Raw genomic sequence first — 25,599 nt, forward strand, 5'->3', positions numbered from 1 at the left:
CTGGGCGTTCAGCCCGACCAGGCCCCGTCTCCCGCCCCGGCTGCCGCGCGGGCGACGAAGGCCCCGAGCAAGGGGCAGCAGGCGTTCCAGCGGGGTCTGACGGCGCTCGCGCAGTGGGTGGAACGGGAAGGCGCGGACCGGCCCGTGCCGAGGGGACACAGCGAAGAGATCGCGGTCGACGGCGAGGCGGAGCCGGTGGCCGTGAAGTTGGGCGTGTGGGTCTCGAACACCAAGTCGAGGCGGGACAGGCTCACGGCGGAGCAGCTGGACGCGCTGCGGGAGCTCGGCATGCAGTGGGCGTGAACACGTCGGCTGATCGTCAAAGCACGGTCCTGATCCCTGGTACAGGGTGAGGGCCTGCGCTCGTCCAGTCAATGCCGGGTGCGAGATTTCGCCTGCGGGTCCGTGGAGCATTTGCGGGCCCGCAGATTGCTTCTGAGCCTCGCGAAAAAAATTTCAGCTGGCGTGTCACGTTCGCCAACTTCCCCTGCACATAAGCCCGTACAACAAGCGATCTGCTTCGCAGCTCATTCGCGCGACTTGAAGAAGTTGCCGGGGATCGGGGGCAGACCACGACGAGGGGGCTTATGCCATGGGTGTGGATGCAGAGATCGTCGAGACCATCGACGCGGTGCTGGGCGGGGGAGGTACGGCGCGAATCGAGCAGGACGCCGCGCGAATCGAGGAGTTGGCCTGCGGTGGGTTCGAGGGGCTGGCCTACGAGGTGTTCGAGATCGAGCTGTACCGGGAGGCCGAGCCGATCCTGCTCGGCATGCTCCGCAAGGGCACGCTGGCCCGGCTCGCTCTGAAGCAGTGCAAGAGCCGCGGCTGGAAGTTCTTCGTCCACGAGGACGACATGCGCCTGCTGCGCGGCAGCAGGCGCGAGCGGGACATCATCATGGTCGACGTGCTCGCCGAGGCGATGCGCAAGTTCCGCCGCGACCTGCAGAACGGGCGGGGCTGGACGGCGGACCACAATGGACCGCGCGGCGCCTGCAGCCTGATGACGTACTTCATCGGCCAGTGCGTATGGGTGTTCCGGCGGGCGTACGTGAGGTGGGCCCAGGAGCGGGTGGACTGGGCGCGGCTGCACGCCGTATACGACTTCACGGAGGACGCCGCGAACGAGGCCGGGATCGGCGGGCTGCTCCAGTCCACCAGCGACGAGATGGATTCGGAGGTGCTCGGCACCGACTTCGAGGACATCCTCGATGAGCAGGCGCCGGAGACGCAGGCGGTCGTGCGGCTGACGGTCATGGGTTTCCCGGACACCGAGATCGCCGAGCGGCTGAACCTCACCAACGTGACCGTCCGCCAGCGTAGGTCGCGGTTCCGCACGGTCTTGTACCAGGCGGCCCGCGAGCGCCGGATCTGGATCCCGGAGGAGCTGCACACGAAGCCCGTCTCCCGCGGGCACCAGCAGCGGGGTGCGGTGTGAGCGTGCAGAACCTCCTGATCCTTCTTCTGGCTCTGGTTGCCCTCGCGGCCGTCTCCGCCGTCGCAGGTCTAATCGGCTACAGCGTCTCCCGCGAGGGGGGCTCGTCGGTCTCCACAGCCATTGGTCGCGGCGGCTTTGTGTTCTTCAGCGTCATGACGCTGTTCATCGCGCTGCTGGCCGTGCTGGTCCCGGCGGTGACGTGAGGCAGGGGTACATCGGGCCGACCGGACCCCCGGCCGGCCCGGGGCCCCACCACACAGTCCGACCGGCGCGTCCATGTGGTCGACGGAGCTCGGGGGCTACAGCTCGAAGTCGAGGTGCTCGATCTCGGTGAAGCGGACCTCTTCCAGGCTGCCAGCACGGCGGCCACCGTCCTGGAAGTACACCGCACTAAATCGAGGCGGGACAAGCTCAGCCAGGAGCAGCGGGGAGTGCCGTGGTCATGTGCGCCTCCTATACGGTATAGGTACGCGAGGAGCACGCCTCACGTACGCTTCATGGGTTCCAGTGCTCGGCAGGGGCGAGGTGGTCTCGGTGTGTGTATCCATCGCGAAGACGCCCGCCGGGACGGCGAACACGAGACCGTAGTGGAGTGACCCACCATCCCGGCCTCCTGCGAACAGCTCCCCTGCAGGGAGAGATGACCTCGTCGCTGATCGGGCGCATCGCGAGCCGCTACGGGATGCAAGCGAAGGTGCTGCGGGCCTGCTGGAAGTGGCGCAACTACCCGCCCGCCCACGAGGGCGGCGGCGCACGGGCCGACGGGCAGACATGTGCGGCGTCGAGGAAGAGGTGCTGGCGCAGGCGTTGCCGTCCTGGGTAGAAGGGGACGCCAAGCTGCGCGCCGAAGATGGCGATCCCGTGGGGCTGTGGCGGATCGGTGGCGCTGGCCGGTCCGGTGGCGTTCGGTTGCCGGCTGTGCACGGCCCGGCGCACGGGGCAGGCGCTGCGGGCGCTGCGGTACACGCCGCGGTGGGAGCGGGCGTGTGTTCGGCATGGACGGTGGCTGCTGGACGCGGACGCCAACCAGCTGCTGGAACACCTCGACCTGCACGGTGTGCCCGAGGTGGTGGCGCGCAGCGGCGGTGGTCGGGCGTGGCGCGGCGTGCGGTGCGGGCCGGGGTGAAGCCGGAGCTCGTGTTCGCGCTGTCTCACGCGGTGGTGGCCCGGTGGTGGGAGCAGGCTTACGGCTGGGAGCGGGAGACGATCTGGCCGCAGCGCCTGCACCAGGTCGCAGGTGGGGATGCCGGCGGTGATCTGGAGCGGTGGCGGATCGTGGGGCGCGACGCGGTCGTCTTTCCGGAGGTGGTGGCGGTGGCCGACGTACTGCTGGACCCGGCCATGGCCGAGCTGGTGTGGGTGGACAGCGGTGCCGGGCGGCCGCGGCGCTGCCCGCCGACGGGATGTTCTGCCGCGGGCTCGGTGAGCGCGTGGGCAGGCCGTGGCTGGGACCGTTGGCCGCGGCGGACCACGGCGGGGCGCTTCTTGCGTGGATGGGCAGTGTCATCCGCCTTCGCCGCGGCGCCGGCGGACCGCCCGGGTACGACAACGACCCGTGGTGGCTGCGCCAGGAACACCAGGCCGCGACCATGGCCGGCCGGCTGCGGGTGCTGGGCAAGGAGAAGAAGGCGCCCGGTTCGGGGACGATGTGGCGGGCTGCGGTGCCCGCAGAGCAGCGCAGGGGCATCACCAGCACGATCGACAGTGCCGAGGAGCAGTTGCTGCAGCTGCGCGGGGTGCAGACCGGCCCGACCGCCGAGGTCGCCCGGCGGCTGCTGCGCGGGCTCGGTCACAGTGCCGGTCTGATCGAGAACGCCTGGAAGCGGACCGCGGTGGCGGCGGTGAACGGCGGGGTGCCGCTTGAGGAGGTGGCCCGGTGGGTGGACATGCCCGTCGAGGTGCTCCGGAAAATGCTGACCGCGGACAGGCAGGAAGACGGCCGCTGAGAGCGATACGCCGGGGGGAAGTCGGCTGTTAGCTGATACGGCACTCGTTCGTGGCAGGAACACTGGAAACAGCGGTCCGGGCGGGCGGAAGCCGTTTGGCTGGCGCGGGTGAGCAGCACAGGAGCGGCCCGGCCCAAGAGCCGGGCAGGGCGAGCGGCCATCGATCAGGCGGGCGGATTCGAGGCGGTGTTCCTCGACCCGGTGGGACAGGCGGCGCAGCAGCGGTGGGCGGATGCCGCCATGACCGTGGCGTTCGAGGACCTGGCACCGGTGTCGGCGTTCCCGGTCATCCCGGGGCGGCGCTGGGGGCCGGGCCTGTGGTGGTCGGCGACCACCGGCCGGCACGTGGCCGCCGGGTCGAACCCGATGCGCACCCAGCTAATGGTCCTGGACCGCGACCCCGACGTGACAGGCCTGGCAGGGCGGCCCGTGCGGCTGCTGTGGCGTAATCCCCGCGGGCAGGTGCGTTCCTGGGTGCCACAACTCTTCGCCCGCCGTGCCGACGGCACCGCGCTGCTCGCCGACTGCCCCGGCCACCCGGACGCCGGAGGCGAACGCGCGGTGAAGGCCGCCGAGGCGGTGACGCAGGCATGCGCGGATGTCGGCTGGACCTACCGGCGCATCCCGCCGCTCGACGACGTCCTGGCCGCCAACCTCAAATGGCTGGCCGGCTACCGCCATCCTCGCAACGCCGGCCGCCCGGGGCTGATGGCGGCGGTCGTCGAGGCGTTCACGCGGCCGCGGCCTCTGCTCGAGGGCACCGAAGCGGTCGGCGACCCGATCGAAGTCCTTCCCTGCGTCTTCCACGCTCTGTGGCACGGCCGGTTGACGGCTGGTCTCAACACGCCGCTGCACGAACGCATCCTCGTCGGCCCGCAGGGCTGGAGCGACCCGAGCAAGAAGGGAGGTGCCGGGTGAGCGCGCGGCGCGATGCCCGGCCGACCGTGAAGGTCGGTGCTCACGTCCGCTTCCGTGACGTGAAGTGGCAAGTGGTCGCCCTTTCGGGACAAGACATCCACCTCCTCGGCCCGGACGGCGGTGGTGAGGTCGTGCTCGCCGGGCAGCTGTTCGCCGACCCCGGCTTTACCGTCATCGGCGCCGATGCGCCTCAGGCGGCCCCGCAATGGGGGCTGTTCGAGACCGCCCCCGCCGCGGCGCGTGAGAAGGCGCTGGCCTGGCGGCGGCATGTGCGGGAAGTCGAATGCGGCCTGCCTGGCGGGCCCGGCAGCGAAGGGACGGTGCGGGAGCAGTACGACCCGCAGCGGCACACGCTGGCCGAGCGGGAGCACGCCAAGGCGAAGGAGCTGACCGCGCTCGGCTTCGGCACGGTCTCGCGCACCACGGTGCAGCGCATGCGGCTCGCCTACCGCAAACAAGGCCTGTGGTGGCTCCTCGACCACCGCACCACCCGCGCCTCCAGCCCCACCGGCCGGGCCGACGAGCGAGTCGTCGCCGCCGTCCGCGAAGCACTGCGCCGCCGCCGCGGCCGCTCCAAGGGCACCATCAACGGCCTCTTCCCGCTCATCAACCAGAAGACCGGCACGGCCCCGGCACGGTGCCCGCGCCGTCACAGGCCACGCTCTACCGGCTCGTCACCAATCTCGCCCGTCCCGGCGAACTGCCCACCGGACCCGTCCGGCAGGTGCCGGCGAGCGTCGACGGGCGGGCCTTCACCCCCGCCACGGCGCTGCGCCACGGCGAGCAGGTCCAGGTCGACACCACCCGCCTGGACGTCCTCGCCCTCTTCGACGACGGGCGTCTGGCCCGGCCCGAACTGACGATCGCCGTCGACGTCGCCACCCGCGCCATCCTCGCCGCCGTGCTGTGCCCGAGCACCACCAAAGCCGTCGACGCCGCCCTGCTGCTGGCGGAGATGGCCGTCCCGCACCCCGCCCGGCCCACCTGGCCCGACATCCTGCGCATGGACCACGCCCCCGCACTCCCCCACGAGCGGCTGGCCGCGCTGGACGAGCGTCTGGCCGCAGCTGCGGCACGGCCCTTCGTCCTGCCCGAGACGATCGTCGTCGACCGCGGCAAAGTCTTCGTCTCCGCCGCGTTCACCGCCGCCTGCGAACACCTCGGCATCAGCGTCCAGCCCGCCCCGCCCCGCGCCCCCACCGCCAAAGGCATCGTCGAGCGGACCTTCGGCACCATCAACCACCTGTTCTGCCAGCACCTGCCCGGCTACACCGGCTCCGACGTCACCCGCCGCGGCCCCGACACCGAGAAAGACACCTGCTACAGCGTCCCCCAGATCCAGGACCTCCTCGACGAATGGCTGGTGCACTACCACCACCGCCCTCACGAAGGCCTGCGCCACCCGCTGATGCCGAAGAAGGCCCTCACCCCGAACCAGATGTGGGCCGCGCTCGTCGCCGTCGCCGGGTACGTGCCCGTCCCGCTCACCGGCAGCGACTACCTCGAACTGCTGCCCGTGCGCTGGCAGGCCATCACCCCCGCAGGCATCCGCATCCACCACCGCACCTACGACCACGATCTCCTCGCCCCGTATCGCGGGCAGGCCTCCCCCGTCACCGGCCGCGGCGGGAAATGGGAAATCCACTACAACCCGCACGACGTCCGCCAGATCTGGATCCGCCTGACCGACGGCAAGCTCACCGAAATCCCCTGGATCCACCGCGACCACGTCCACCAGCCGTTCAACGACCACACCTGGCAGCACATCAGAACCCACGCCCAACACAGCGACCACGACAACAGCCAGCAGCACGAAGCCGGCCTCGCCGACGCCCTCGACCAGCTCATGCGCCGCGTCCACACCGGCCACGCCACCACCGCCGAACAAACCCTCCTCGCCCGCGCCACCACAACACCGGTCCCCACCGCCCGGCACCCGCACCACGGCACCAGCCCCACCACCGACGCACCGGCACAACACGACGAGCTCGCGCAGCACGGCGAGGACGACAGCATCGACGACCTCGACGACCTCTCCGACGACGGCACCCGCCCTGCCACGGCCACCGGGTTCGGGCTCTACGACGCACACGAGGAAGCCGACAAGTGGTGAACACCCGCCCCGAGCCCGCAGCGCACCAACCGTCCAGCGCGCCCACCGACGCAGGCGAAGGCAACACGGCCGAGCCGTCTTGGCCCCTGACCACCTGGCAGGGCTGGCAGCACTTCGCCACCACCGACCCGCCCGCACCGCCCCACAGCACCGACGAACGCCTCGCCTACCACTCCGCCTTCGTCACCATCCGCACCCCCGCCATCAGCCAACTCGCCACCCGGGTCCGCACCCTGATGATCCTCGGCCGCCACCAGCACACCACCGCACGGCCCTCCCTCATCGTCACCGGACCCGCCGCAGCCGGGAAAACCACCGTGGCCCGCCGCCCCACCAGCGAGAGCAACACCCCCTGACGCGACCCGACACCACAGACCAAACAGCGGATTCCGGGATGCAACAACGGGAGAAAACGACCTCTTAAGCGTCGATTGGAGAGTCCGCCGAGGCCTAAGCTTGCCGACCCTTTGGGGCCGGCAGGCCCAAGCGCGCATCTGCATCCACCAAGACCGAAGTTGAGCAAGTACGCCCGCAGGAGACCCCACCGATGTTTGCGTGGATGCCGCTGACCGATATCCCGACCGACGCCGAAATTGCCGAGATGCAGCTTCACCAGTTAGCAGCTGGACGCAAGGACCTGGATAAGTCGAACAACTACGTAAAACGCAGCAGCAGTCGTGCGGCCATCGAGTGCTGATACTCATTCGCTAGATCCAAAGGACTCTTTCCGGGGTCACCAGCAATTCCCGGAGAAGCCCCGTATGCCAGGAGTACGGCAATCAACGTCACTTCCATCTCCTCGCCAGCCTGAATGGCAGCATCCGCCTCATAGTCAACAGCGTGAGCCAGAAGCGTCATACCACAGCACACTTCATTCGGGTCCGCGCCAGCGTCCAACAGCTGGGCCAACTTGCTTACATCACCATCTTCTACGGCCTGGTGAGATGGGCTCCAAAGATTACTCAAAGTGCTCATGACTACACGATAGTACACGAATCCCGGGCGGCCCTCAAAAGACCCCCCGGGATTCGGCGCCTTACCGTCGACCCGACGTGTAATTTATCCGAATATTAGGGAACTCTTTGGAGAATTCCCCAAGCACCGGAGTGCAAGAAGAGCACGCCTGTTGTGACGAATGCAAAGTGAGGCTACCTTTAACTTTTGATGGCGCACCCAATTGATTGGCTATCCAGGTGAGCATCTTATACTCAGTGTCATTCACTCGGCCGTTCTTGCCAGTAGAGGTAGCCGTATAGCGGGCAGGATTCCCCCTACTTCCAACAGTGGGAATCAACCCTGCCTGCTCGTGCTTCCCGCTTGTGGCCAGGAGAAGCATTGAAGGACTACCTTCCATTTCCAGCCTGCCAGCCAGAGCGGCTCGCCGCTTTCCTGCAATTTGCTTTGCAAACATTACCTCGACTTGGGCTGCGAGTTCTTTGGAAGTTGCCCTTGTTGCTGCCCGCGCGAGTATAGATGACCCGCCAACGTCAAACGTACCTCCTCTGGGCTCACATATGGCGGGATTCCCACAATCCGGGTTCAGCCGGTTCCAAGCTTCATCAAGGTCTCCGGCAAGGAGGGCTGCGAGTGGACCTTGCGCGAAGGAAGTCACCATTGAATCGAACATGGACGGAATGTCAGGCCCTCCGGCATTCCCCATGTTGTTGATGGTATCTGCTGGCCCCTTCTTGGCACCACAAGTGTAGACGGGCCAGCATGCGGCACTGCCACCGCCACTGCCACTGCTGCTGGTGTTACCTGAGCTGCTAGTAGGAGCTGTCCCATGGTCGATGTAGTCGATTGGACCGCAGGAACCCTTGTGGCAGCTTCCAGCACTCGGGTTGCCCGGGTCGATCGGGCCGTCCCTGATGATGTCGCCGGAGCCGTCGCCCTTGGGGGTGCCGACGCCGCACTGGTCAGCCCTGCACAGACCTGTGGGGTCCGAGTGAGTGACGGGTGAGTTCCCCGCGTAGCTGTAGCCGTTGAGGGTCTGTGGGTCGTCGAGGGCCATGATCGGGTCGACGCTGACGAACTGCCCGATAGACGTGTCGTACTCGCGGGCACCGATGTGAGTGAGGCCGGTGGAATCGTCGGCTGGCTTGCCCAGGAAGGCCTTGTCGTCCATCCAGTTGGCCTTACTGCCACGCGGAGACCCGAACGGCGTGGTGTACCGCTTGGTGATCGCGTATGTGCTGGCGTTTAGGGCGATACTGGATGTGCCGTGGTGATCAGCAGCGAGGAAGTTGAGCTTCGTTCCGGAAGTGCCGGTTACTGCGGTACGGACCGCGATTGTTTGACCATTGGCGGTGTAGTACCGGGTACCGGAGACCGTTTTCGTAGTTCCCTTGACCGTGAGGCGGACCTCGTTGCCACCGCCCAGGTAGAGGACGGTATCGCCCTCTGCCTTCGCTCGACGGATCAGGAGTTCCCCGGAGGCGTCGTAGAGATAGGTGGTCTCCTTGCCGCTCTCGGTGAGACGGACCAGCTTGTCTTCGGTGTTCCAGGCGAGCGTCTGCTGAGCCGTTGGGCCGGGCCGGGAGGTGGTATTGCCACTGCTGTCGTAGGAGTAGCTGCTGGTCCGGGCTCCGGTGGTTTTATCCAGCGTGTGCGGCTTGGTGTCTCTGGCCGTGTCGTCGTACGTGTACGTGGTGGTCTCGTCGCCCGCGGAAGTGTGCTTGGTTTCGTTCTTGCGCTGTCCACCTACGGTGTACGTGTAAGACGTCCAGTAGGGGGCGGAGCCGTCGATGTTGGACGTCGCGCGTCCCGTCGCCGCACAATCGGCAGTCTTCGGTGTCCAGGCTTCGGTCATGCGGCTATAGCCGTCATAGGCAAAGCACTGGTAGTCGGCCTTGCTCGTGCCACCCTGAGTGGTGGCGTCGAAGATCGAGGTGACGTTGCCGGCGTCGTCCTGGGTGAACCGCAACTCCTGTGGCATGTAGCCGTGGACGTCATCTGTGACCCAGGCACGAGTAAGTCTGCGTGTGCCTGGCTCATAGGCCCAGTTGAGGTAGGCCTTCTTCGCTGAGTCCGTTGGGTCCACGCCGAGGACGAGTTGGTTGAGGTCCCCTTGAGGAGAGAACCCGGCGCCCTGCAGGTATCCGGTGGTGCCGCTTGAGCTGACCTGATGGCCGGTCGAGTCGTACTTGTAAGAGACGGTCTCCGCGGGCAGACCAGCGATGGCTGGTGAGGCGTACTGGCTGATCGTGCCGTCGACGTTGTAGCCGGTGCTGAAGGACAGTGTCTTGGGCACGCCCGCGGTCACCAAGGGATCAGTGTCGGGCAGGAGCAGTTGGTTGCCGGTTGCTTGATAGAGAGCGTCGTAAGACGTGACCTTCTGGGTGTAGGCCTTTCCGGTTACGCCGCCGTCGTAGCGGATGGCGCTGTCCGGCTGGCCCTTGGCCAGAGCGTCGAAGGTCCATGCGGCAAGCTTGTTGGCATCTGTCCTGGTGACCTGCCACATCCCAGTCTTGCGGCCAAGGTCGTCGTACTCGAAGAGGAGCTTCTTGTTCGGGTCGTCGTTCGGGGTGGTGCTGACAACCTGGTCCAGGTTGTTGTACTCGGTGGTGCTCTTGCCCTTATCCGGGTCTGTGGTCGTGACCTGGCGGCCGACCAGATCGTAGGTGTAGGACCACTTGCTCTGGTCAGGAGCTGTGATGGTTTTCTGCTGGCCGGCCGGTGTGTAGGCGTAGCTTGTGGTGGTGTATTCAGTTCCGGTGGGCTGTTCACCGCCGTATTCACGGTGCTCGGTGAGCTGGCCGAGGGCGTTGGTCACCGTGGTGGTTGCCTGACCGCCGTTCGGGGCGCTGGTGCTGACCGTGTCACCCGTGTAGGACGTGGTCGTCGTCCAGCGGGGGGTGCCATGCGTGCTGGTGACAACCTTGCTGGGGCGGCCGGCGCCGTCGTAGGTGGTGTCCGTCTGTATCGGTGCTTGACCGGCGGAGGTTTGCGCCGGTTCCTCCGTGGGGACTGAAGCGCTGTCCCAGATATCAGACTGCTGGCTGACGGCCAGACCTCTGGAGTCGTAGAGAGCCAGCGAGATGAGGCGGCCGCCTTGCGGCGTCGGAGCCTGGGTCTGACGGGTGCGCAGCAGGGAGTCGTAGAAGGTATAGGTGGTGTTGTAGCCGGAGCCATCACCCTTCAGTATGCCGGTGGACACCCAGGACATGTCCGAGCTGGTGACGTTGTAGGCGTAGACGTAGTTGGGCGTCTTGCTCAGGACCTTGAGCCGGTTGGGCAGCCACACCTTGGTCAGGCGGCCGAGACTGTCGTACTCCGTCTCCGTAACCTTGCTGTTGGGGTCAGTCACCTTCAGCGGGGCACCCGTGGCGAAATCGACTATCGTCGTCGACTTGTAGAGCCTGGCGTCCTCGACGGCGGTCGCTGTCAGAGGGCCGCTGGCTGCTGGGGTGTAGGTGGTCTGTGAGACCTGCAGGTCGTTGGTGTTCTTGACGAGGCGGGGACGCCCGAGCGTGTCGTACGTCGTGGTCGTCAGCTTCTGCCAGAGGGGGTTGTTGGCGGCCGTGTATCCCTGAACGCGGCCGGTCCATTGGGCCTCACCCTTGGTCGGGCTCTGGCTTGAGGACCAGGTCGTTGCGTCGTAGGCGACGGCCGTGTCGGAGACTACGTCGCCGGGCCTGCTGGCGTCCGCCGGCAGGTCGAGGCCGTCTCCCGTGATGGCACACGGCTTGCTGGTGACGCGGGTGCGGGAGACGAGGGAGGTGATTCCGTTTGTGTCGTTGCGGGCGTACCAGAGGCGGGTGCACTTCTCATCGCCGTCGACCGCGGTGTCGCCCTGGTCTTCGACGGTAGCGGTCATGCCGTAGTCGTCGTAGGTGGTCTTGACCGTGTGGATGCGGTCGTAGGGGTCGAGCTTGCTGGTGATGTTGGTGCGGGAGTGAGTGGCTCCGGTGCGGACGTAGTACGCCTCGATGTCCGCGTAGGACTTGTGCTGCGTCGCGGTGCGCTTGGACCAGGGATCGTTGATCGTGCCGGCAACTTCGGCGGTGCCGTTGTAGGTGACGCTCTCGCGGGTGAAGCCGGCGTACGGGTCGGAGTCAGTGATCTTGCCGGCTTTGATGCCGGAGACTTCTACCGTCTTGCGGGCGTCTGGGTCTGGCGTCTTGCCGTCCGGGCCCAGGACGCGGTCGCCGTGCATGCCACGCAGGTAGACGGTTACTGTCTTGCTCTGGGTGCCGGTGGAGATGCCGGTGAGGTGAGTGACCCGTTCGAAGCCGCGCCAGATGGACCAGGTGCGTTCCTTGGCCGGGGTGAGCGGGTCCTCGTTGTAGTGCCAGGCTCCTCCGCCGGAGTACTGGTAGGCGTGCTGTACTGCCTCCGAGCCGCCGCGCGGGTCAGTTGTCTGCACTGAGCTGACCGGGTACTTCTGGAACCAGTCGAGGAGGGGTTCCTTCTCACCGTTAGGGGACCAGTACACGGGGTAGCAGCGCTTGGTGTTCTGGTCGACCTTGGGTTTGGCCTGGCTGGCGGCGCAGTCGGCGGCCAGGTAGGTGACGATCGTCTGTGCGCCGGTTTCTGAGGTGACGGTCTTCAGGCGTGGCCTGTAGAAGGGCAGGATGTTTTCGGTTCCGTCGACTCGATTGGCCCGCATCTCGTGCGTGAACTTGACCGGGTCCAGCGACAGATCGGTGCCGCGTTTGCCGGTGTGCTTGATCTCGTCCAACCACAACGACTGATCGGTCGAGTCACCTGTGTCGCCCGGGTCGAGATATCGCTGCTTAAGGGACCAGACGTCCACCGGGTCGAAGGCCGGCGTGGTGGCGGCTGCGTTCCATGCATAGGTGGTGAGGGTAGTCAGTCGCTTGCGGGTGAAGAACGTTGGGCCGGTGTTGCCGGTGCACTTGTCGCCGTCCTTGCAGACCGCGTCGAAGGGTACGTCCGGCCAGTTGTCCCTGGCGTCCTCGGTCAGCGAGTCGCAACCAGTGCCAGCGGCGATGCAGCGCTCCGCATGGGTGAGGACCACTTTGTTCGAGGCGGCGGGGGAGCCGGAGAAGAGGGCGCTGGCGCGCTGGCCGTATCGGATCTCCTTGAGATAGCCGCCGCGGACGTAGTCGGTGCCAGTGGTGTCGTCGCCGAGTTTGTCGTAGTTGTTGTGCTCGGCCGTGTACCAGTAGGACATGGCGTTGTTGTGAGTGTCCTCGACGTAGTCGAGGTTCCATCGCCAGGCCTGAGTCTTGCCGCGGCCGGGGAACGAGCTGCCGTCGGCGTAGCCGGGTTCGCCTTCGTCGTCGCCGAAGACGGGAACAGTCCACACCGACTGCGTGCGGTCGTCGGTTCCGGCGCCCTCGAGCTTGTTCAAGCCGAAGACGTACTTGGTGCCGTCGCCGGTGATAACCGTCCAGTGCTCACCGTTGTCGTCCCCGTTGTCGGCACCGGTGGAGTGGGTCACGGTGGAGGCGTCGTCGTTCTTCAGCCGCCACTTGCCGGTGATGTCGTCCTTGACCAGCTCGGTGGCCTGGCCGTTGAGGACGAGGGAGGCGTTGTCGTACTTCCAGCACAGGTCGTACTTATCGGTCTGGCCGTCGTCGTCGCAGGAGCCGTACTTGCGCTCGATGTAAGACGACGTGAGGTCGAAGCCCTCACCGATCTGGCTGCCCTGGTTGTTGGTGCTCGCGGTGCGTCCGTCGACAGCGCCGGAGTCGTAGGAGATGGACAGCGTGGGCTGGGGCCCGGCTGCAGCCGGCGGCACGCGCAAGGGGTAGGACCAGGTGAAGGTACCCGAAGAGCCGCCGGCTTCCCAGGTCGAGGACGCCGACAGAGGTGTGGCCTTGTAATCGCCGGCCCCGGACTGCGTTCCGGCCGTCAGCGCCAGCACCATCGGTGTGCCGGCAGCAGGCAGGTTGACGGGCGCGGAGACCTGCTGCTTGAAGCGATCGTTGGTTGATTTGAGGAGATGGCCTGTGCGGCATTTCGCTGTGGTGGGATCCGTGAGCGAGCAGTTGGGCAGGCGCGTCAGGTGCAGGCGCCCGGCCCAGTCGCCTCCGTAGGCAGTTGCGAAGGCCGAGTAGTTCAGGCCCAGGCGCGCTGTGTCGCCCTTGTTCGAGCTCGTGACCTTGAGGGCGACACCCTTGATGCCGAGCTTTGTTGTCGCCTTCTGGCCGAGCACTTGGACGGTGACGGATGCAGCGGTCCGGTTCTTGCCCGATGTGGTCAGACTGATGGGCAGGGATCCCGGAGCGGCCTTGGCGGTGCCCTTGATGGGCAGTTTCAGGTGCGCTTTCCCGGCAGCGGGCCACTGTGTCTGCTTGGTCCGGTCATGCCGGGCGCGGGCGATTGCCGTCTTGTCCGCTTCCTCGGACTTTTTCACCGCGGCGGCAGCTTTTCGGTTTACCTTCGCCGTGAACGGGCTGACCTTGGCCGACCGGGGTTTCTTCAGGTCGGGTGCACCCAGGGGTTCGGAATCGGCGGCGAAGGCGACAGGGGTGAGCAGGCCGGGAAGCATGACTAGACCGGTGGCTGCGGCGAGGCGGCGGGACCACCGTCTGGAGATCTTGTTCCTGCGGCCCGGATCGAGACCGGGTATGCCGAAGGGGTTCATGAGGTGTCTTCCTGTACGGCGCCGGGCGGCGCGCCGGACGCGAGCCGTTGGAGGCGGAGAAGAAGGCGGGTAGAGAGCCCGGTCTGCCGCCGCGGTGTGGCAGTGAGTCTTTGCGGCTACCGCACTTGGCAGACCGGGGTAGGGGCGTCTAGACGGCGTTAGGGGTGTTGAGTATTTGGGAGCGCACCTGGTCGGCGGTCATGGCTCCCGCCCAGAGCCTGAGGTCGTGGAGTGCGCCGGGCAGGTAATTGCCTGTCTTGCCCGCAGCTGTTCCACGGCCCAGGCTGAGCTCGCCGCTGCCCTGCTGGGGGACGGTGAAGCCGGGTGTCTCGCCCGAAGGCTGGTCGAACTCACCGACGTAGAGGTGGATCTTCCCGTAGCGGTCTTGTGTAGTGCCGTCGGTCGGGTTGCTCCACTCCCAGGTCTCCTGGGCATCGAAAGTGCCCGTGATCCGGACCCAGCTATTGGTGGCGGCGCCGTCGTCTTCCGTCACCTGTGCACTTTGGGTGATCTTCCCGTCCGGGCCCAATGCAGTTCGAGTGAACTTCCACTGATAGACACCAGCGTCAGGCTTCACCACCCAAAGGGCCCACGAGGACTCTGCGCTTAGGCGCTGCGCTGCGACCTGAGCCTGGTAGCCGACCGGTTTCGTATCCAGGGCCGTCGAATTGAGCCGGGCGCCCACTGACACCGTGAATGAGCCAGTCTCGTCGACCACAGGGCCGGTGGCGGCGGCGTAGCCCGTTGCGCCGTCTAGGAACAGCGTGTTGTCCTCCTCATTAAGCGTGGCCCCGGAGCCGGACAGGGCCATGGCCGGGAGCGGGTAAGCAGTGATTTCCGCGACCTGAGTCCCCCTGGAGATGGTGGCGTCCCAGTGTGCGACCAGCTCGTTGGCCGGAACCCCGTCCTGCAGCACCCTGGCTTCCTCGGCAACTTCGGCCGGCTGCAAGGCCCGCTGCCACACGGCGGCCTCGTCAAGAAGACCAAAGTGATAGTCACCATAGTTGCCGCCCACGCGGGAGCGGCCGAACTGCAGCCCTCCGCTCGCAGTCCACGGCGTGTAGGTAGGCGCGGCTTTGGAAAGGACAATCGGCTGTCCCTGAGGCCGGCCGTTGATGAACAGCTGGATGGTGTCATTGGCCGGGTCGGTGTCCGGAAGGTTGTCGTCGCCCTCGGTCTTGAACACACCGGCAACGTGCGTCCACACGTTGAGCGCTGGGTTGTCCTGATCTGCCAGTGAACGGATGTAGACGGGACTCGTCGCGTCCTTGTCCGTGCGGTTGAACACCCACTTCTTGTAGGCAGCCGAGTAGTAGAGCGCAAAGGAACTGCCGTTGTCACCGGGCGCGGAGAGCACCGCACGGTTGGCGGAGACGTTGGACAACTGCACCCATGCTGAGACGGTGAAGGAGTCCCGGGTGTTGACCGCAGGCGCGGACGTCGCTGCGTAGCCGGTCTGCTTGGCCGGGTCGCTGGTGTCGTCGTTCAGGCGCAGGGAATAGTCGGCTTCACCACGCCGGGCCCGAGTCGACCAGCCGGTCCCTTCCACGCCATGCAACGTGGCGTCGTGACGGGTGCCGACAGTAGCGGTGTCCTCGGCGGTCATGTCGTCCGAGCGAGGCACGCCGTCCAGGTGCCATCGACCCACCTCACCTTGGGCGGGAGCCACCTTGAACACAAATTCTTGGTAGGCCCCCCACCGGTTGTAGACGTCCTTGGCCCGCACCGATAGGACCTGTGTGCCCGAGAGCGGTGGAGTGACGCTGGAGACTGTGACCTTGAGGCCTCCTGTTACCGGCTTGGCGGCCGTGGAAAGCAGCTTCCACTCGTAGGCCGTTATGTCAGTGGTGCCGTTGGACTTGATGTCGGCAGTGTTGGGCTGGAAGGTGAAGGATCCGGGAATTCCCGGTCCTCCCTTTCCTTCGCACAGGTTTGCCGTGCACTCGGTGTACGGCGAGCCGACGGTGATACGGGGAGCCTTAGGGGCTGTCGAGTCGATCTTGAAGTAGCACCATGGGCTGTATGAGGAGAACAGGTCACCGGTTTTGCCCGAGTGGGACCAGTGCGACTGTGTGCGCGCCTTGTAGCGATACAGGCCCCCGTCGGCGCGGTCGCTCATCTGGAGCTTTTCCAGTGTGCCGTCCGGGTGCCAGCCTGTGTCGGGAGCGTGTCCTGTCCAGACTTGGTGCCAGGGCGCGTCATCGCCGCGCTCTACAACGAACTCAGCTTGCAGGGAACCTTCCTCGTCACCCTTATGAGCCTCGACCTGCGTCTGAACGACGGCCTGCACCTTCGGGTCCTTACGAGTGACGATCAAAGGGTCACTCGAGGACTTCTTGCAGTAGGCGGTGGTGCCGTCGCCCGGGATGAGACCGACGCTGGTGGGAGCACCGGGCTTGTAGGCGAAGATGACCTGGAGTTCGGCGCTGTCGTCGAAGCGCTTCCAGGCACGTGGTTCGCCCTCGTCCTTGGCCCGCAGCATCAGCGTGAGACGGTCGATCTTGCCGTCCGCGTAGGAGCGGACGGTGCTCTTGAGGTTCTCGTCTGCTTCGTCAGGGTTGTCGTTGAACTCGATCCAGGCATCGGGCTGGTCGGGAGAGCACAGGTCACCGCGCCCGGCGGAGACGTAGCGGTCGCCCATCTGGTCCAGCTGCGCAGGGCCCGGCCACCGAGTGCCTTCGGAGATGTTGTCGGTGCGCTCCAGGTCCACCCAGTAGGGGCTGCAGTTGAACGACCACGTCTCACGAGCCCGGAACGTGGCGTCCAGCACATACTTGCCGGCCAGCTTGTCCGGCGCGAACTCGAAGTACATGCGGTCGACATAGCCCCCACCGCAGGAGTAGCCGTCCGCGGTGCCACACTTGCCGACGCCCTTGTCACCGTCGAACATCCAGAACTTGTCACCGTCGGAGGAGATCTTTGTACGCTCCTGGGCGCCCAGTCCGACGGGAGGGTCGATGTAGACCGGATAGATGGTTTCCTCGCCGCGCAGGAGGTCAAGGTCCGGGTGGACGGCAACGGTGTCGTTGTCGACCTTGACCGGCAGTACCGCGCTGGCATCGCCCTCGCCGGGTTGCGAAGAGTCTTCCTCCTCGGGCTCAGTCTCGGTCGCTCTGGCAGGGGCAGTGAGGAGCTGAGGCTGCGGTCCGGGCTCGGTGTCATCACCGGCCGAGTCCCACATCTGTCCGGCCGGCCCGCGGAAGAGGGCATTGCCGTCTTCGTCGACTGCTCGCAGGCCGCCACCGGCGCCTGGGGTCAGGGTCAGTCCGTTGCCTGTGGCAGTGAGTTCGACCTGCTCGAGTTCCGGGTTGTCGGCCGCCTCTCGTGTCTTCACGACGAGGACCTCGCGGTAGCCCTCGGCGGTGGCCGTCAGTTGCAGGTCCACGTCGTCCAAGACATTAGGGTAGGTGGCTGTCGCCCCGCTCAGTGTGGGTGCGGGCAGGGTGTCCCTCCAGCCGAGGGTGATCGATCGGCCGTCTTTGCCCATCCGCAGCATGTCCGAGCCCGCACCGCCACCGGAGAACGACAGGTCGACCACCGCACCCTTGGGGGCGATCCGGCCGTCGGGCCGGCGCTCCAGGACGGGGTCCACCGGCCCCCAGCCGTCCTGCTGCTTCACGCGCTGGGGCGTAGAAGACTGTGTGAGCAGGAACGTTCCGTCCGGATTGGCATGCGTGGTCGAGTACTCGGTGCGCTCCGTGGTGACCTCGACGGGCTCACCGGAAACCGCAGCTCTCTCCGATGCAGTCGCCTGGTCCACCACATCCGTCGCAAGAGCGGATGCGATGGACTGCGACGCATTCGTGGCCGTGGCCGTTTGCATCGGCAGCGCGGACAGCACCACCGAAGCGATCACACCCCCCAGCAACACCCCGCGCGTTCTTCGCGCACGCAGAACGAACACAGCCCCCACCCCCACCCGACGGAGCCCACCCTCCGTCACAAGATTCACACAGGACGCACAGAGTTAATGCAGAGTTACTCACCGAGTCAATCAAGAGTGACGAGCGCCACAGCGGGATGTCCAACTATGACCTGACCTGCCGAAATGCCCAACCCACCACGTCAGTTCGCGGTGGCATCCATGACAGCAGCCTCCGCGCATTCCGATCCAGGCGACCGTCAAGAGCACGACCACAACCGACCATGAGGATCGTCAGAGAGGTTTCGACTCCCTGCGACGGTGTGGCATTCTTCCGTGGCTTGATACTTGAATAAGGGAGTTTTGTGGACGAACACGAGTCGAGCCGCGCCGTCGAACTAGGGTCAGACCAGCTGACAGACCCGAACAGCCCCTGGTCGAACTACGCGAATACGCCCGGCAGTGCCTGGCTGCATGACGAGGAGGCACCGGAGGTGCGGCGATGCACAGCCACCGCACTCTGACTGAGGACCCATCAGGTGCCACACCGGGCCGAGCCTGACGGCCAAGCCCTCGGACGCTCCCGAGGCGGGATCATGAAAGTTCACCTCGCCAGCGACAGCCGTGCACGCCCCCGGCCCTTCGCGTTACCGCAGGCCAGGCAGGGCGACGCCCCGGCCTTCGAGACCGTCATGGCCAGGCATCCCTGTTGTACGAAGGGAACCGGCGGACTCAGAACCCGACCCACGCCCCCTGGCGGACCGTGCGTACTCATCCCGCGCGAGCCGCGATCAACTCCGGCGACGTGGAATCCGGCTGTCATTCCCCAGCCGTCCGACCAGGTCGGCCACCGGCTGCGGCGAGGCCGCGACGGAGGCCGCCCACCGGCCTTTAACGCCGAGGCGTACAAGTAGCGCAACGACGTCGAACGATGCATCAACCGCCTCAAGCAATAGCGCGGCCTGGCTATGCGACCGGATAGCTAGGCCCCCGGGGGGGGGGGGGGACCGAACGCGTACGGATTGCGTGCGGTTGGCGAACGGGTTGTACGTTGTTCAGGTGCCGGACTGCCAGGAGTGGGGGGCATGGTAGTACGGCTGGTGCTGGGAGCGGTGCCAGCGGGTGGTGGAGGTGCGCGTGGGGCGGGGGTGGGTGCGGCCAGCTGCTGCGTGGGCCAGGAGGACGGCTGTCAGGGCGGCCAGTTCCTCGGGTTCGGCACGGCCCTTTTCGATGCGCAGGAAGTCGTCGTGGCTCATGAGGGTCTCCCGTCCCTTGTATTGCTGCTCGCTGCTTGCAGCTTGCTTCAAGGAGGGATGAGGACCTCTTGAGTTCCGCTAGGACAGCAGGCGGTGGGCGAGTCGCCGATGAAGCAGGACCATGGCGATATCGGTCGCTGCGGAGGTGGGCCCGTGGGTGGACGTGGGCGTTCTCCTTGAGCACCCTCGATGCGGAGTTCGAGCATGGCAATGTAGCCGGCTCGGTCCGCTCTCCGTGCGGGTGTGTGTCTGGCGCGGCATGAGGGGCACGAGGCCGGTGGAGGGCTCGGCGCACATGATGTCGGCGACCCCATCGGGTTCGGGCGTGATGCGTTCATAGGAGCGTCGCATACTCGCGCTCCCGCCGGCTGGCCAAGCCGGGCTCGGGGCAGTGACCCGCCGCCCGGCCCCCTTTGGACACGTCAGGAGCCGTCGGCCCCGGCTGGGAACCGGGGCCGACGGTTCTCGGTGTCAGTAGCGGTAGTGGTCCGGCTTGTACGGGCCCTCGACCTGCACGCCGATGTACTCGGCCTGCTCCGGGCGCAGTTCGGTGAGCTTGACGCCGAGGGCGGCCAGGTGGAGGCGAGCGACCTTCTCGTCCAGGTGCTTGGGCAGGACGTAGACGCCGGTGGGGTACTCGTCGGGCTTGGTGAACAGCTCGATCTGGGCCAGGGTCTGGTCCGCGAAGGAGTTGGACATCACGAACGACGGGTGGCCGGTGGCGTTGCCGAGGTTGAGCAGCCGGCCCTCGGACAGGACGATGATGACCTTGCCGTCGGGGAAGGTCCACGTGTGGACCTGCGGCTTGACCTCGTCCTTGACGATGCCGGGGATCTTCGCCAGGCCGGCCATGTCGATCTCGTTGTCGAAGTGGCCGATGTTGCCCACGATGGCCTGGTGCTTCATCTTGGCCATGTCGGAGGCCATGATGATGTCCTTGTTGCCGGTCGTGGTGATGAAGATGTCGGCCGTCTCGACGACCTCGTCCAGGGTCGTGACCTGGTAACCGTCCATCGCCGCCTGCAGGGCGCAGATCGGGTCGATCTCGGTGACGATCACCCGGGCGCCCTGGCCGCGCAGCGACTCCGCGCAGCCCTTGCCCACGTCGCCGTAGCCGAAGACGACCGCGGTCTTGCCGCCGATCAGGACGTCGGTGGCGCGGTTGATGCCGTCGATCAGCGAGTGGCGGCAGCCGTACTTGTTGTCGAACTTCGACTTGGTGACCGCGTCGTTGACGTTGATCGCCGGGAACAGCAGGGTGCCCTCGCGCTGCATCTCGTACAGGCGGTGGACGCCGGTCGTGGTCTCCTCGGTCACGCCGCGGATCTGCGAGGACAGGGCCGTCCAGTCCAGTGTGCTCGACTCCAGCAGGGCCCGTACGACGGCCAGTTCCTCGTTGTCGGCGGGTGGCAGTTCACCGGTCTTGCGGTAGGTGACGCCTTGGTGGACGAGGAGGGTGGCGTCACCGCCGTCGTCCAGGATCATGTTCGGGCCCGCGTGGCCGGGCCAGGTCAGGGCCTGTTCGGTGCACCACCAGTACTCCTGGAGCGTCTCGCCCTTCCAGGCGAAGACCGGGATGCCCGCGGCGGCCACGGCGGCGGCCGCGTGGTCCTGGGTGGAGTAGATGTTGCAGGACACCCAGCGGACCTCGGCGCCCAGGGCGACGAGCGTCTCGATCAGGACGGCGGTCTGCACGGTCATGTGCAGGGAGCCGGTGATCCGGGCGCCCGCCAGGGGCCGGGCTGCGGCGTACTCCTTGCGGATCGCCATCAGGCCGGGCATCTCGTGCTCGGCGAGGGTGATCTCCTTGCGGCCGAAGTCGGCCAGGGACAGGTCGGCGACCTTGAAGTCCGTGAAGTCAGCGGGCGGTTGCGAAGGCATGGGCACTCCTGGTTCGGTTCTGGATGGTGCGGTGGATCTCGACCGTCGCGCCGCAGCGGTTGAGGGTGATGTAGTGCAGCCCGGGCGCACCTTCGGCCAGCAGCCGGTCGGCCATGGCCGTGGCGTGGTCGACGCCGATGCGGTGGCCGGCCTGCGGGTTGCCGCGTGCCTGCTCCAGCCGTGTGGCGAGGTCCTCGGGGAAGGTGGCGTGGGAGAGTTGGGCGAAGCGGGTGATCTGGCGGGCGTCGGTGGCCGGCATGATCGCCGGGATGATCGGGGTGGTGCAGCCGGCCGCTTCCACCCGCTCGCGCAGTCGCAGGTAGTCCTCGACGCGGAAGAACATCTGGGTGAGGGCGTAGTCCGCGCCCGCCCGGCACTTGGCCACGAAGTGGCGGACTTCGCTGTCCCAGTCGGGTGAGCGTGGATGCCGTTCGGGAAACGCGGCCACACCCACGGTGAAGTCCCCCGACGCGCGCACCAGTGACACCAGTTCGTGTGCGTGGCGCAGACCTTGCGGGTGTGGCACCCAGGGGGCGTTGGGGTCTCCCGGGGGGTCGCCGCGCAGGGCGAGCACGTCGCGCACGCCGGCATCGGCGTACTGGCCGATGATGTGGCGCAGTTCGTCGACGGAATGGCCCACGGCGGTGAGGTGAGCCACCGGCCGCAGCGTGGTCTCGGCGGCGATCCGCTGGGTGACCTCGACGGTGCGGTCGCGTGAGGCGCCGCCCGCGCCGTAGGTGACCGACACGAACGACGGCGCCAGTGCCTCGACGCGGCGGACGGCCTGCCACAGCGTCCGCAGGCCCGCCTCGGTCTTCGGTGGGAAGAACTCGAACGAGAACGACGGTGTGCCGCGGGTGAGGAGGTCACGCAGGGGGGTCATGGGCGGCCTCCGGCGTTGAAGTAGCCCGCCTGCGGGTGGTGGACGACGAGGGCGTCGGTGGACTGCTCGGGGTGCAGCTGGAACTCCTCGGACAGCTGCACGCCGATGCGCTCAGGCCGGAGCAGTTCGGCGATCTTGGCCCGGTCCTCCAGGTCCGGGCAGGCCGGGTAGCCCAGCGAGTAACGGCATCCCTGGTACTCGGTGCGGAACATGCCCTGCATCTCGTCCGGGTCCTCCCCCGCGAAGCCGAGCTCGGAGCGCACACGTGCGTGCCAGTACTCGGCGAGCGCCTCGGCCAACTGCACCGACAAGCCGTGCAGTTCGAGGTAGTCGCGGTAGGCGTCGGCCTCGAACAGCCGGGCGGTCTCCTCGCCGATGCGCGAGCCGACAGTGACGACTTGCAGGCCGACGACATCGACCTCACCCGATTCCTCGGGGCGAAAGAAGTCGGCCAGGCACAGGCGCCGGCCGCGGCGCTGGCGGGGGAAGGTGAAGCGGGTGCGTTCGCTGCCCTGCTCGTCCAGGATGATCAGGTCGTCGCCCTTGGACACGCACGGGAAGTAGCCGTAGACCACGGCCGCTTGAAGCAGGTTCTCCCGTTGGAGCCGGTCCAGCAGGCCGCGCAGACGTGGACGCCCCTCGGTCTCGATCAGGTCCTTCGTCAGACCCCACTGCCCGCGGAACAGGGCCGTCTCGTCTAGCCAGTTCGCGTACTCCTTGAGCTGGATGCCCTTGACCACGCGGGTGCCGCGGAAGGGCGGGGTGGGCACGGGGTTGTCGGTGGCGACGTCGGAGCGGACGTGGCCCTCCTCCGGGCGCTCCGCGACCTCGACTGGGGTGGTGGCGCGTACCCGGCGCTGCTTGAGTTCGGGGAGCTTGGCGCCGGGGACGCCGCGCTTGACGCCGATGAGGGCGTCCATCAGGCGCAGTCCCTCGAAGGCGTCGCGGGCGTAGCGGACCTCACCCTGGTAGATCTCGTGCAGATCCTGTTCGACGTAGGCGCGGGTCAGGGCGGCGCCGCCGAGGATGACCGGATAGCCGGAGGCCAGGCCGCGCTGGTTCAGCTCCTCCAGGTTCTCCTTCATGATCACCGTCGACTTCACCAGCAGCCCGGACATGCCGATGACGTCGGCCTTGTGCTCCTCGGCGGCTTCCAGGATCGCGGAGACCGGCTGCTTGATGCCGAGGTTGACGACGTTGTAGCCGTTGTTGGACAGGATGATGTCGACGAGGTTCTTGCCGATGTCGTGGACGTCGCCGCGCACGGTGGCCAGCACGATGGTGCCCTTGCCGGCCTCGTCGCTCTTGTCCATGTGCGGCTCGAGGTGCGCCACGGCCGTCTTCATGACCTCGGCGGACTGCAGCACGAACGGCAGCTGCATCCGGCCCGAGCCGAACAGCTCCCCCACGACCTTCATGCCGTCCAGCAGGATCTCGTTGACGACGTCCAACGCCGGACGCCGCGTCAGCGCCTCGTCGAGGTCCGCTTCGAGGCCGTTGCGCTCCCCGTCGATGATCCGGCGCTTCAAACGCTCCTCCAGCGGCAGAGCCGCCAGCTCCTCGGCCGCGCCCGCCCTCAGCGACACGGCGGTGGCGCCCTCGAAGAGCTGCATCAGCTTCTGCAGCGGGTCGTAGCCCTCTGCGCGCCGGTCATGGATCAGATCCCGGGCCGTGGTCACCTGCACTACGTCGAAGCGGGCGAGGGGCAGGATCTTGCCGGCGTTCACGATCGCCGAGTCCAGACCCGCCTTCACACACTCGTCCAGGAAGACCGAGTTGAGCAGAATGCGGGCGGCCGGATTCAGGCCGAAGGAGATGTTGGACAAACCCAGCGTCGTCTGTACCGCCGGGTGGCGGCGCTTCAGCTCGCGGATGCCCTCGATGGTGGCCACACCGTCCTTGCGGGACTCCTCCTGACCCGTACAGATCGTGAAGGCAAGGCAGTCCACGAGGATGTCCTCCTCGCGGATGCCCCAGGTGCCGGTCAGATCCTCGATCAGCCGCTCGGCGATCTCGACCTTCTTCTCCGCCGTGCGGGCCTGGCCCTCCTCGTCGATGGTCAGCGCGATCAACGCCGCCCCGTGCTCCCGGGCCAGGGCCGTGACCTTCGCGAAGCGGGACTCGGGGCCGTCGCCGTCCTCGTAGTTCACCGAGTTGATCACCGCACGGCCACCCAGCTTCTCCAGGCCGGCCCGGATGACGTCCACCTCGGTGGAGTCCAGCACGATCGGCAGGGTGGAGGCGGTGGCGAAACGGCCCGCCAGCTCCTTCATGTCGGCGACGCCGTCGCGGCCGACGTAGTCCACGCACAAATCGAGCATGTGCGCGCCTTCGCGGATCTGGTCGCGGGCCATCTCCACGCAGTCGTCCCAGCGGCCCTCCAGCATCGCCTCGCGGAACTTCTTCGACCCGTTGGCGTTGGTCCGCTCACCGATGGCCAGGTAGGAGGTGTCCTGCCGGAACGGCACACTCTGGTAGAGGGAAGCCGCGCCCGGCTCCGGCTGCGGGTCGCGCCCGGCCGGGGTGACGCCCCTGACCCGCTCGACCAGCCGGCGCAGGTGCTCGGGGGTGGTGCCGCAGCAGCCGCCGACCAGGGACAGGCCGTAGTCGCGGACGAAGGAGTGCTGCGCGTCGGCCAGGCCCTGGGGGTCGAGCGGGAAGTGCGCGCCGTCCCGGGTGAGCACGGGCAGGCCGGCGTTCGGCATGCACAGCAGCGGGATGCGGGAGTGGCGGGCGAGGTGGCGCAGGTGCTCGCTCATCTCGGCCGGGCCGGTGGAGCAGTTCAGGCCGATCATGTCGATGCCGAGCGGCTCCAGGACCGTCAGCGCGGCGCCGATCTCCGAGCCCAGCAGCATGGTGCCGGTCGTCTCGAACGCCAGCGAGCACAGCAGCGGCACGTCGGCGCCGAGGGCGTCCATGGCCCGGCGGGCGCCCACCAGGGCCGCCTTGGTCTGCAACAGGTCCTGGGTGGTCTCCACCAGCAGCGCGTCCGCACCGCCGGTGAGCAGGCCCTCGGCGTTGGCCTGGAAACCGTCGCGAACGGTGCGGTAGCCGATGTGGCCGAGGGTGGGCAGCTTGGTGCCCGGACCGATGGAGCCCAGGACCCAGCGCTGCTGCCCGGTGCGCCGGGTGACGTCGTCGGCGCTGCGCCGGGCGATGGCCGCGCCCGCTTCGGAGAGTTCGGCGACGCGCCCGGCGATGTCGTACTCGCCCAGGGCCGCGTGGTTGGCGCCGAAGGTGTTGCTCTCCACGCAGTCCACCCCGGCGGCGAAGTACGCCTCGTGCACCGCGCGCACGATGTCGGGCCGGGTGACGTTGAGGATCTCGTTGCAGCCCTCGAGGTTGTGGAAGTCCGCCAGGGTCGGATCCTGCGCCTGGAGCATGGTGCCCATGGCCCCGTCGGCCACCACCACGCGGGTGGCCAGGGCCTCGCGCAGCGCCAGGACGCGGGTGCGGCTGTCGTCGGCAGTGCGGGAGCCGGTCATGCCGCGCCTTCCGTCGGCGCACAGGCGCTGGTGGTGACTTCACCGGTGACGTGGGCCCGGCCGGTGGTGGGCAGTGCCTCGACGGCGACCCGGGCGGGCGGGTTCTGGCGCACCGGCGCGTTCAGGACGGCGTCGGCGATCGGGCCGGCGGTCTCGTCGGGGTGAGCCTCGGTCACGGACTGGGAGGTGAATGGGCAACGGGGCATGATTCTCCAGAGGTCGACGTCTCACGACGGCCCGCGGGCCGTCCGTGTGTCGTCAC

General features: G+C 67.2%; 17 protein-coding genes and 2 pseudogenes. 10 read left to right on the top strand and 9 right to left on the bottom strand.

Going from position 1 to position 25,599, the window contains the following annotated elements; translation table 11 throughout:
* The 3 genes from ACH4C6_RS29795 to ACH4C6_RS29805 form a co-directional block, all read left to right on the top strand.
* Nucleotides 1–303, top strand: a 303-nt coding sequence (locus ACH4C6_RS29795) for a helicase associated domain-containing protein (protein WP_398111733.1), incomplete at its 5' end; no start/stop codon positions are given.
* 289 nt (nt 304–592) lie between these two features.
* The gene (locus tag ACH4C6_RS29800) at nt 593–1,438 is read left to right on the top strand and encodes a hypothetical protein (protein ID WP_398111734.1); all 846 of its coding nucleotides are present in this window, start codon (nt 593–595) and stop codon (nt 1,436–1,438) included.
* Nucleotides 1,435–1,641: a hypothetical protein gene (locus ACH4C6_RS29805; RefSeq protein WP_069974925.1), complete on the top strand. Its 207-nt coding sequence runs from the start codon at nt 1,435–1,437 to the stop codon at nt 1,639–1,641. The genes ACH4C6_RS29800 and ACH4C6_RS29805 overlap by 4 nt, the downstream gene beginning before the upstream one ends.
* Before the next feature lie 96 nt (nt 1,642–1,737).
* Here the strand turns inward: ACH4C6_RS29805 and ACH4C6_RS29810 are convergent.
* A pseudogene (locus ACH4C6_RS29810) lies at nt 1,738–1,827 on the bottom strand (XRE family transcriptional regulator); the annotation flags it as partial.
* 461 nt (nt 1,828–2,288) lie between these two features.
* Here ACH4C6_RS29810 and ACH4C6_RS29815 point away from each other — a divergent pair.
* The 6 genes from ACH4C6_RS29815 to ACH4C6_RS29840 all read left to right on the top strand — a co-directional run bounded on the left by ACH4C6_RS29815 (nt 2,289) and on the right by ACH4C6_RS29840 (nt 6,771).
* Nucleotides 2,289–2,564, top strand: coding sequence for a hypothetical protein (locus tag ACH4C6_RS29815; protein WP_398111735.1), 276 nt, complete (start codon nt 2,289–2,291; stop codon nt 2,562–2,564).
* A gap of 367 nt (nt 2,565–2,931) precedes the next feature.
* Entirely contained in the window at nt 2,932–3,384 is a 453-nt protein-coding gene (locus ACH4C6_RS29820; RefSeq protein WP_398111736.1) for a hypothetical protein, read from the top strand.
* A 108-nt stretch (nt 3,385–3,492) separates the two neighbouring features.
* The gene (locus tag ACH4C6_RS29825; RefSeq protein ID WP_398111737.1) at nt 3,493–4,302 is read left to right on the top strand and encodes a TnsA-like heteromeric transposase endonuclease subunit; all 810 of its coding nucleotides are present in this window, start codon (nt 3,493–3,495) and stop codon (nt 4,300–4,302) included.
* Nucleotides 4,299–5,162: a hypothetical protein gene (locus ACH4C6_RS29830; protein ID WP_398111738.1), complete on the top strand. Its 864-nt coding sequence runs from the start codon at nt 4,299–4,301 to the stop codon at nt 5,160–5,162. Before ACH4C6_RS29825 ends, ACH4C6_RS29830 begins: the two co-directional genes overlap by 4 nt.
* 578 nt (nt 5,163–5,740) lie before the next feature.
* Nucleotides 5,741–6,415, top strand: coding sequence for a Mu transposase C-terminal domain-containing protein (locus tag ACH4C6_RS29835; protein ID WP_398111886.1), 675 nt, complete (start codon nt 5,741–5,743; stop codon nt 6,413–6,415).
* Nucleotides 6,409–6,771, top strand: a complete 363-nt coding sequence (locus ACH4C6_RS29840; RefSeq protein WP_398111739.1) for a hypothetical protein — start codon at nt 6,409–6,411, stop codon at nt 6,769–6,771. The genes ACH4C6_RS29835 and ACH4C6_RS29840 overlap by 7 nt, the downstream gene beginning before the upstream one ends.
* Nucleotides 6,772–7,069: 298 nt before the next feature.
* Here ACH4C6_RS29840 and ACH4C6_RS29845 read toward each other — a convergent pair whose 3' ends face one another.
* The 3 genes from ACH4C6_RS29845 to ACH4C6_RS29855 all read right to left on the bottom strand — a co-directional run bounded on the left by ACH4C6_RS29845 (nt 7,070) and on the right by ACH4C6_RS29855 (nt 17,793).
* The gene (locus tag ACH4C6_RS29845; protein WP_398111740.1) at nt 7,070–7,390 is read right to left on the bottom strand and encodes an ankyrin repeat domain-containing protein; all 321 of its coding nucleotides are present in this window, start codon (nt 7,388–7,390) and stop codon (nt 7,070–7,072) included.
* A gap of 61 nt (nt 7,391–7,451) precedes the next feature.
* Nucleotides 7,452–13,970: an RHS repeat-associated core domain-containing protein gene (locus ACH4C6_RS29850; protein ID WP_398111741.1), complete on the bottom strand. Its 6,519-nt coding sequence runs from the start codon at nt 13,968–13,970 to the stop codon at nt 7,452–7,454.
* A gap of 148 nt (nt 13,971–14,118) precedes the next feature.
* Nucleotides 14,119–17,793, bottom strand: a complete 3,675-nt coding sequence (locus tag ACH4C6_RS29855) for a LamG domain-containing protein (RefSeq protein WP_398111887.1) — start codon at nt 17,791–17,793, stop codon at nt 14,119–14,121.
* Nucleotides 17,794–18,386: 593 nt separating this feature from the next.
* Here ACH4C6_RS29855 and ACH4C6_RS29860 point away from each other — a divergent pair.
* Nucleotides 18,387–18,785, top strand: a pseudogene (locus ACH4C6_RS29860) (transposase); the annotation flags it as partial.
* 102 nt (nt 18,786–18,887) lie between these two features.
* On the opposite strand, the gene ACH4C6_RS29865 reads toward ACH4C6_RS29860, so the two are convergent.
* The 5 genes from ACH4C6_RS29865 to ACH4C6_RS29885 form a co-directional block, all read right to left on the bottom strand.
* Nucleotides 18,888–19,088, bottom strand: a complete 201-nt coding sequence (locus tag ACH4C6_RS29865; RefSeq protein WP_398111742.1) for an acyl-CoA carboxylase epsilon subunit — start codon at nt 19,086–19,088, stop codon at nt 18,888–18,890.
* Nucleotides 19,089–19,559: 471 nt separating this feature from the next.
* Nucleotides 19,560–20,969 carry an adenosylhomocysteinase gene (gene ahcY / locus ACH4C6_RS29870; RefSeq protein WP_398111743.1) on the bottom strand — a complete coding sequence of 470 codons (1,410 nt, stop codon included), beginning with the start codon at nt 20,967–20,969 and terminating at the stop codon, nt 19,560–19,562.
* Entirely contained in the window at nt 20,947–21,852 is a 906-nt protein-coding gene (gene metF, locus ACH4C6_RS29875) for a methylenetetrahydrofolate reductase [NAD(P)H] (protein ID WP_398111744.1), read from the bottom strand. The genes ahcY and metF overlap by 23 nt, the downstream gene beginning before the upstream one ends.
* Nucleotides 21,849–25,337, bottom strand: a complete 3,489-nt coding sequence (gene metH / locus ACH4C6_RS29880; protein WP_398111745.1) for a methionine synthase — start codon at nt 25,335–25,337, stop codon at nt 21,849–21,851. Before metH ends, metF begins: the two co-directional genes overlap by 4 nt.
* A complete protein-coding gene (locus ACH4C6_RS29885; RefSeq protein ID WP_398111746.1) occupies nt 25,334–25,543 on the bottom strand; it encodes an S-adenosylmethionine synthetase N-terminal domain-containing protein in 210 nt (69 codons plus the stop codon). The genes metH and ACH4C6_RS29885 overlap by 4 nt, the downstream gene beginning before the upstream one ends.
* Nucleotides 25,544–25,599: the final 56 nt, after the last annotated feature.

Source organism: Streptomyces sp. NPDC017943, assembly GCF_044328425.1.
Classification (GTDB): domain Bacteria; phylum Actinomycetota; class Actinomycetes; order Streptomycetales; family Streptomycetaceae; genus Streptomyces; species Streptomyces djakartensis_A.

Coding starts and splice junctions, on each gene's coding strand:
- ACH4C6_RS29800 (WP_398111734.1), top strand. CDS start 593: ATGGGTGTGGATGCAGAGATCGTCGAGACCATCGACGCGGTGCTGGGC.
- ACH4C6_RS29815 (WP_398111735.1), top strand. CDS start 2,289: ATGGCGATCCCGTGGGGCTGTGGCGGATCGGTGGCGCTGGCCGGTCCG.
- ahcY (WP_398111743.1), bottom strand. CDS start 20,969: ATGCCTTCGCAACCGCCCGCTGACTTCACGGACTTCAAGGTCGCCGAC.
- ACH4C6_RS29835 (WP_398111886.1), top strand. CDS start 5,741: ATGTGGGCCGCGCTCGTCGCCGTCGCCGGGTACGTGCCCGTCCCGCTC.
- ACH4C6_RS29855 (WP_398111887.1), bottom strand. CDS start 17,793: ATGCAAACGGCCACGGCCACGAATGCGTCGCAGTCCATCGCATCCGCT.
- ACH4C6_RS29850 (WP_398111741.1), bottom strand. CDS start 13,970: ATGAACCCCTTCGGCATACCCGGTCTCGATCCGGGCCGCAGGAACAAG.
- ACH4C6_RS29845 (WP_398111740.1), bottom strand. CDS start 7,390: ATGAGCACTTTGAGTAATCTTTGGAGCCCATCTCACCAGGCCGTAGAA.
- metF (WP_398111744.1), bottom strand. CDS start 21,852: ATGACCCCCCTGCGTGACCTCCTCACCCGCGGCACACCGTCGTTCTCG.
- metH (WP_398111745.1), bottom strand. CDS start 25,337: ATGACCGGCTCCCGCACTGCCGACGACAGCCGCACCCGCGTCCTGGCG.
- ACH4C6_RS29885 (WP_398111746.1), bottom strand. CDS start 25,543: ATGCCCCGTTGCCCATTCACCTCCCAGTCCGTGACCGAGGCTCACCCC.
- ACH4C6_RS29820 (WP_398111736.1), top strand. CDS start 2,932: ATGGGCAGTGTCATCCGCCTTCGCCGCGGCGCCGGCGGACCGCCCGGG.
- ACH4C6_RS29865 (WP_398111742.1), bottom strand. CDS start 19,088: ATGAGCCACGACGACTTCCTGCGCATCGAAAAGGGCCGTGCCGAACCC.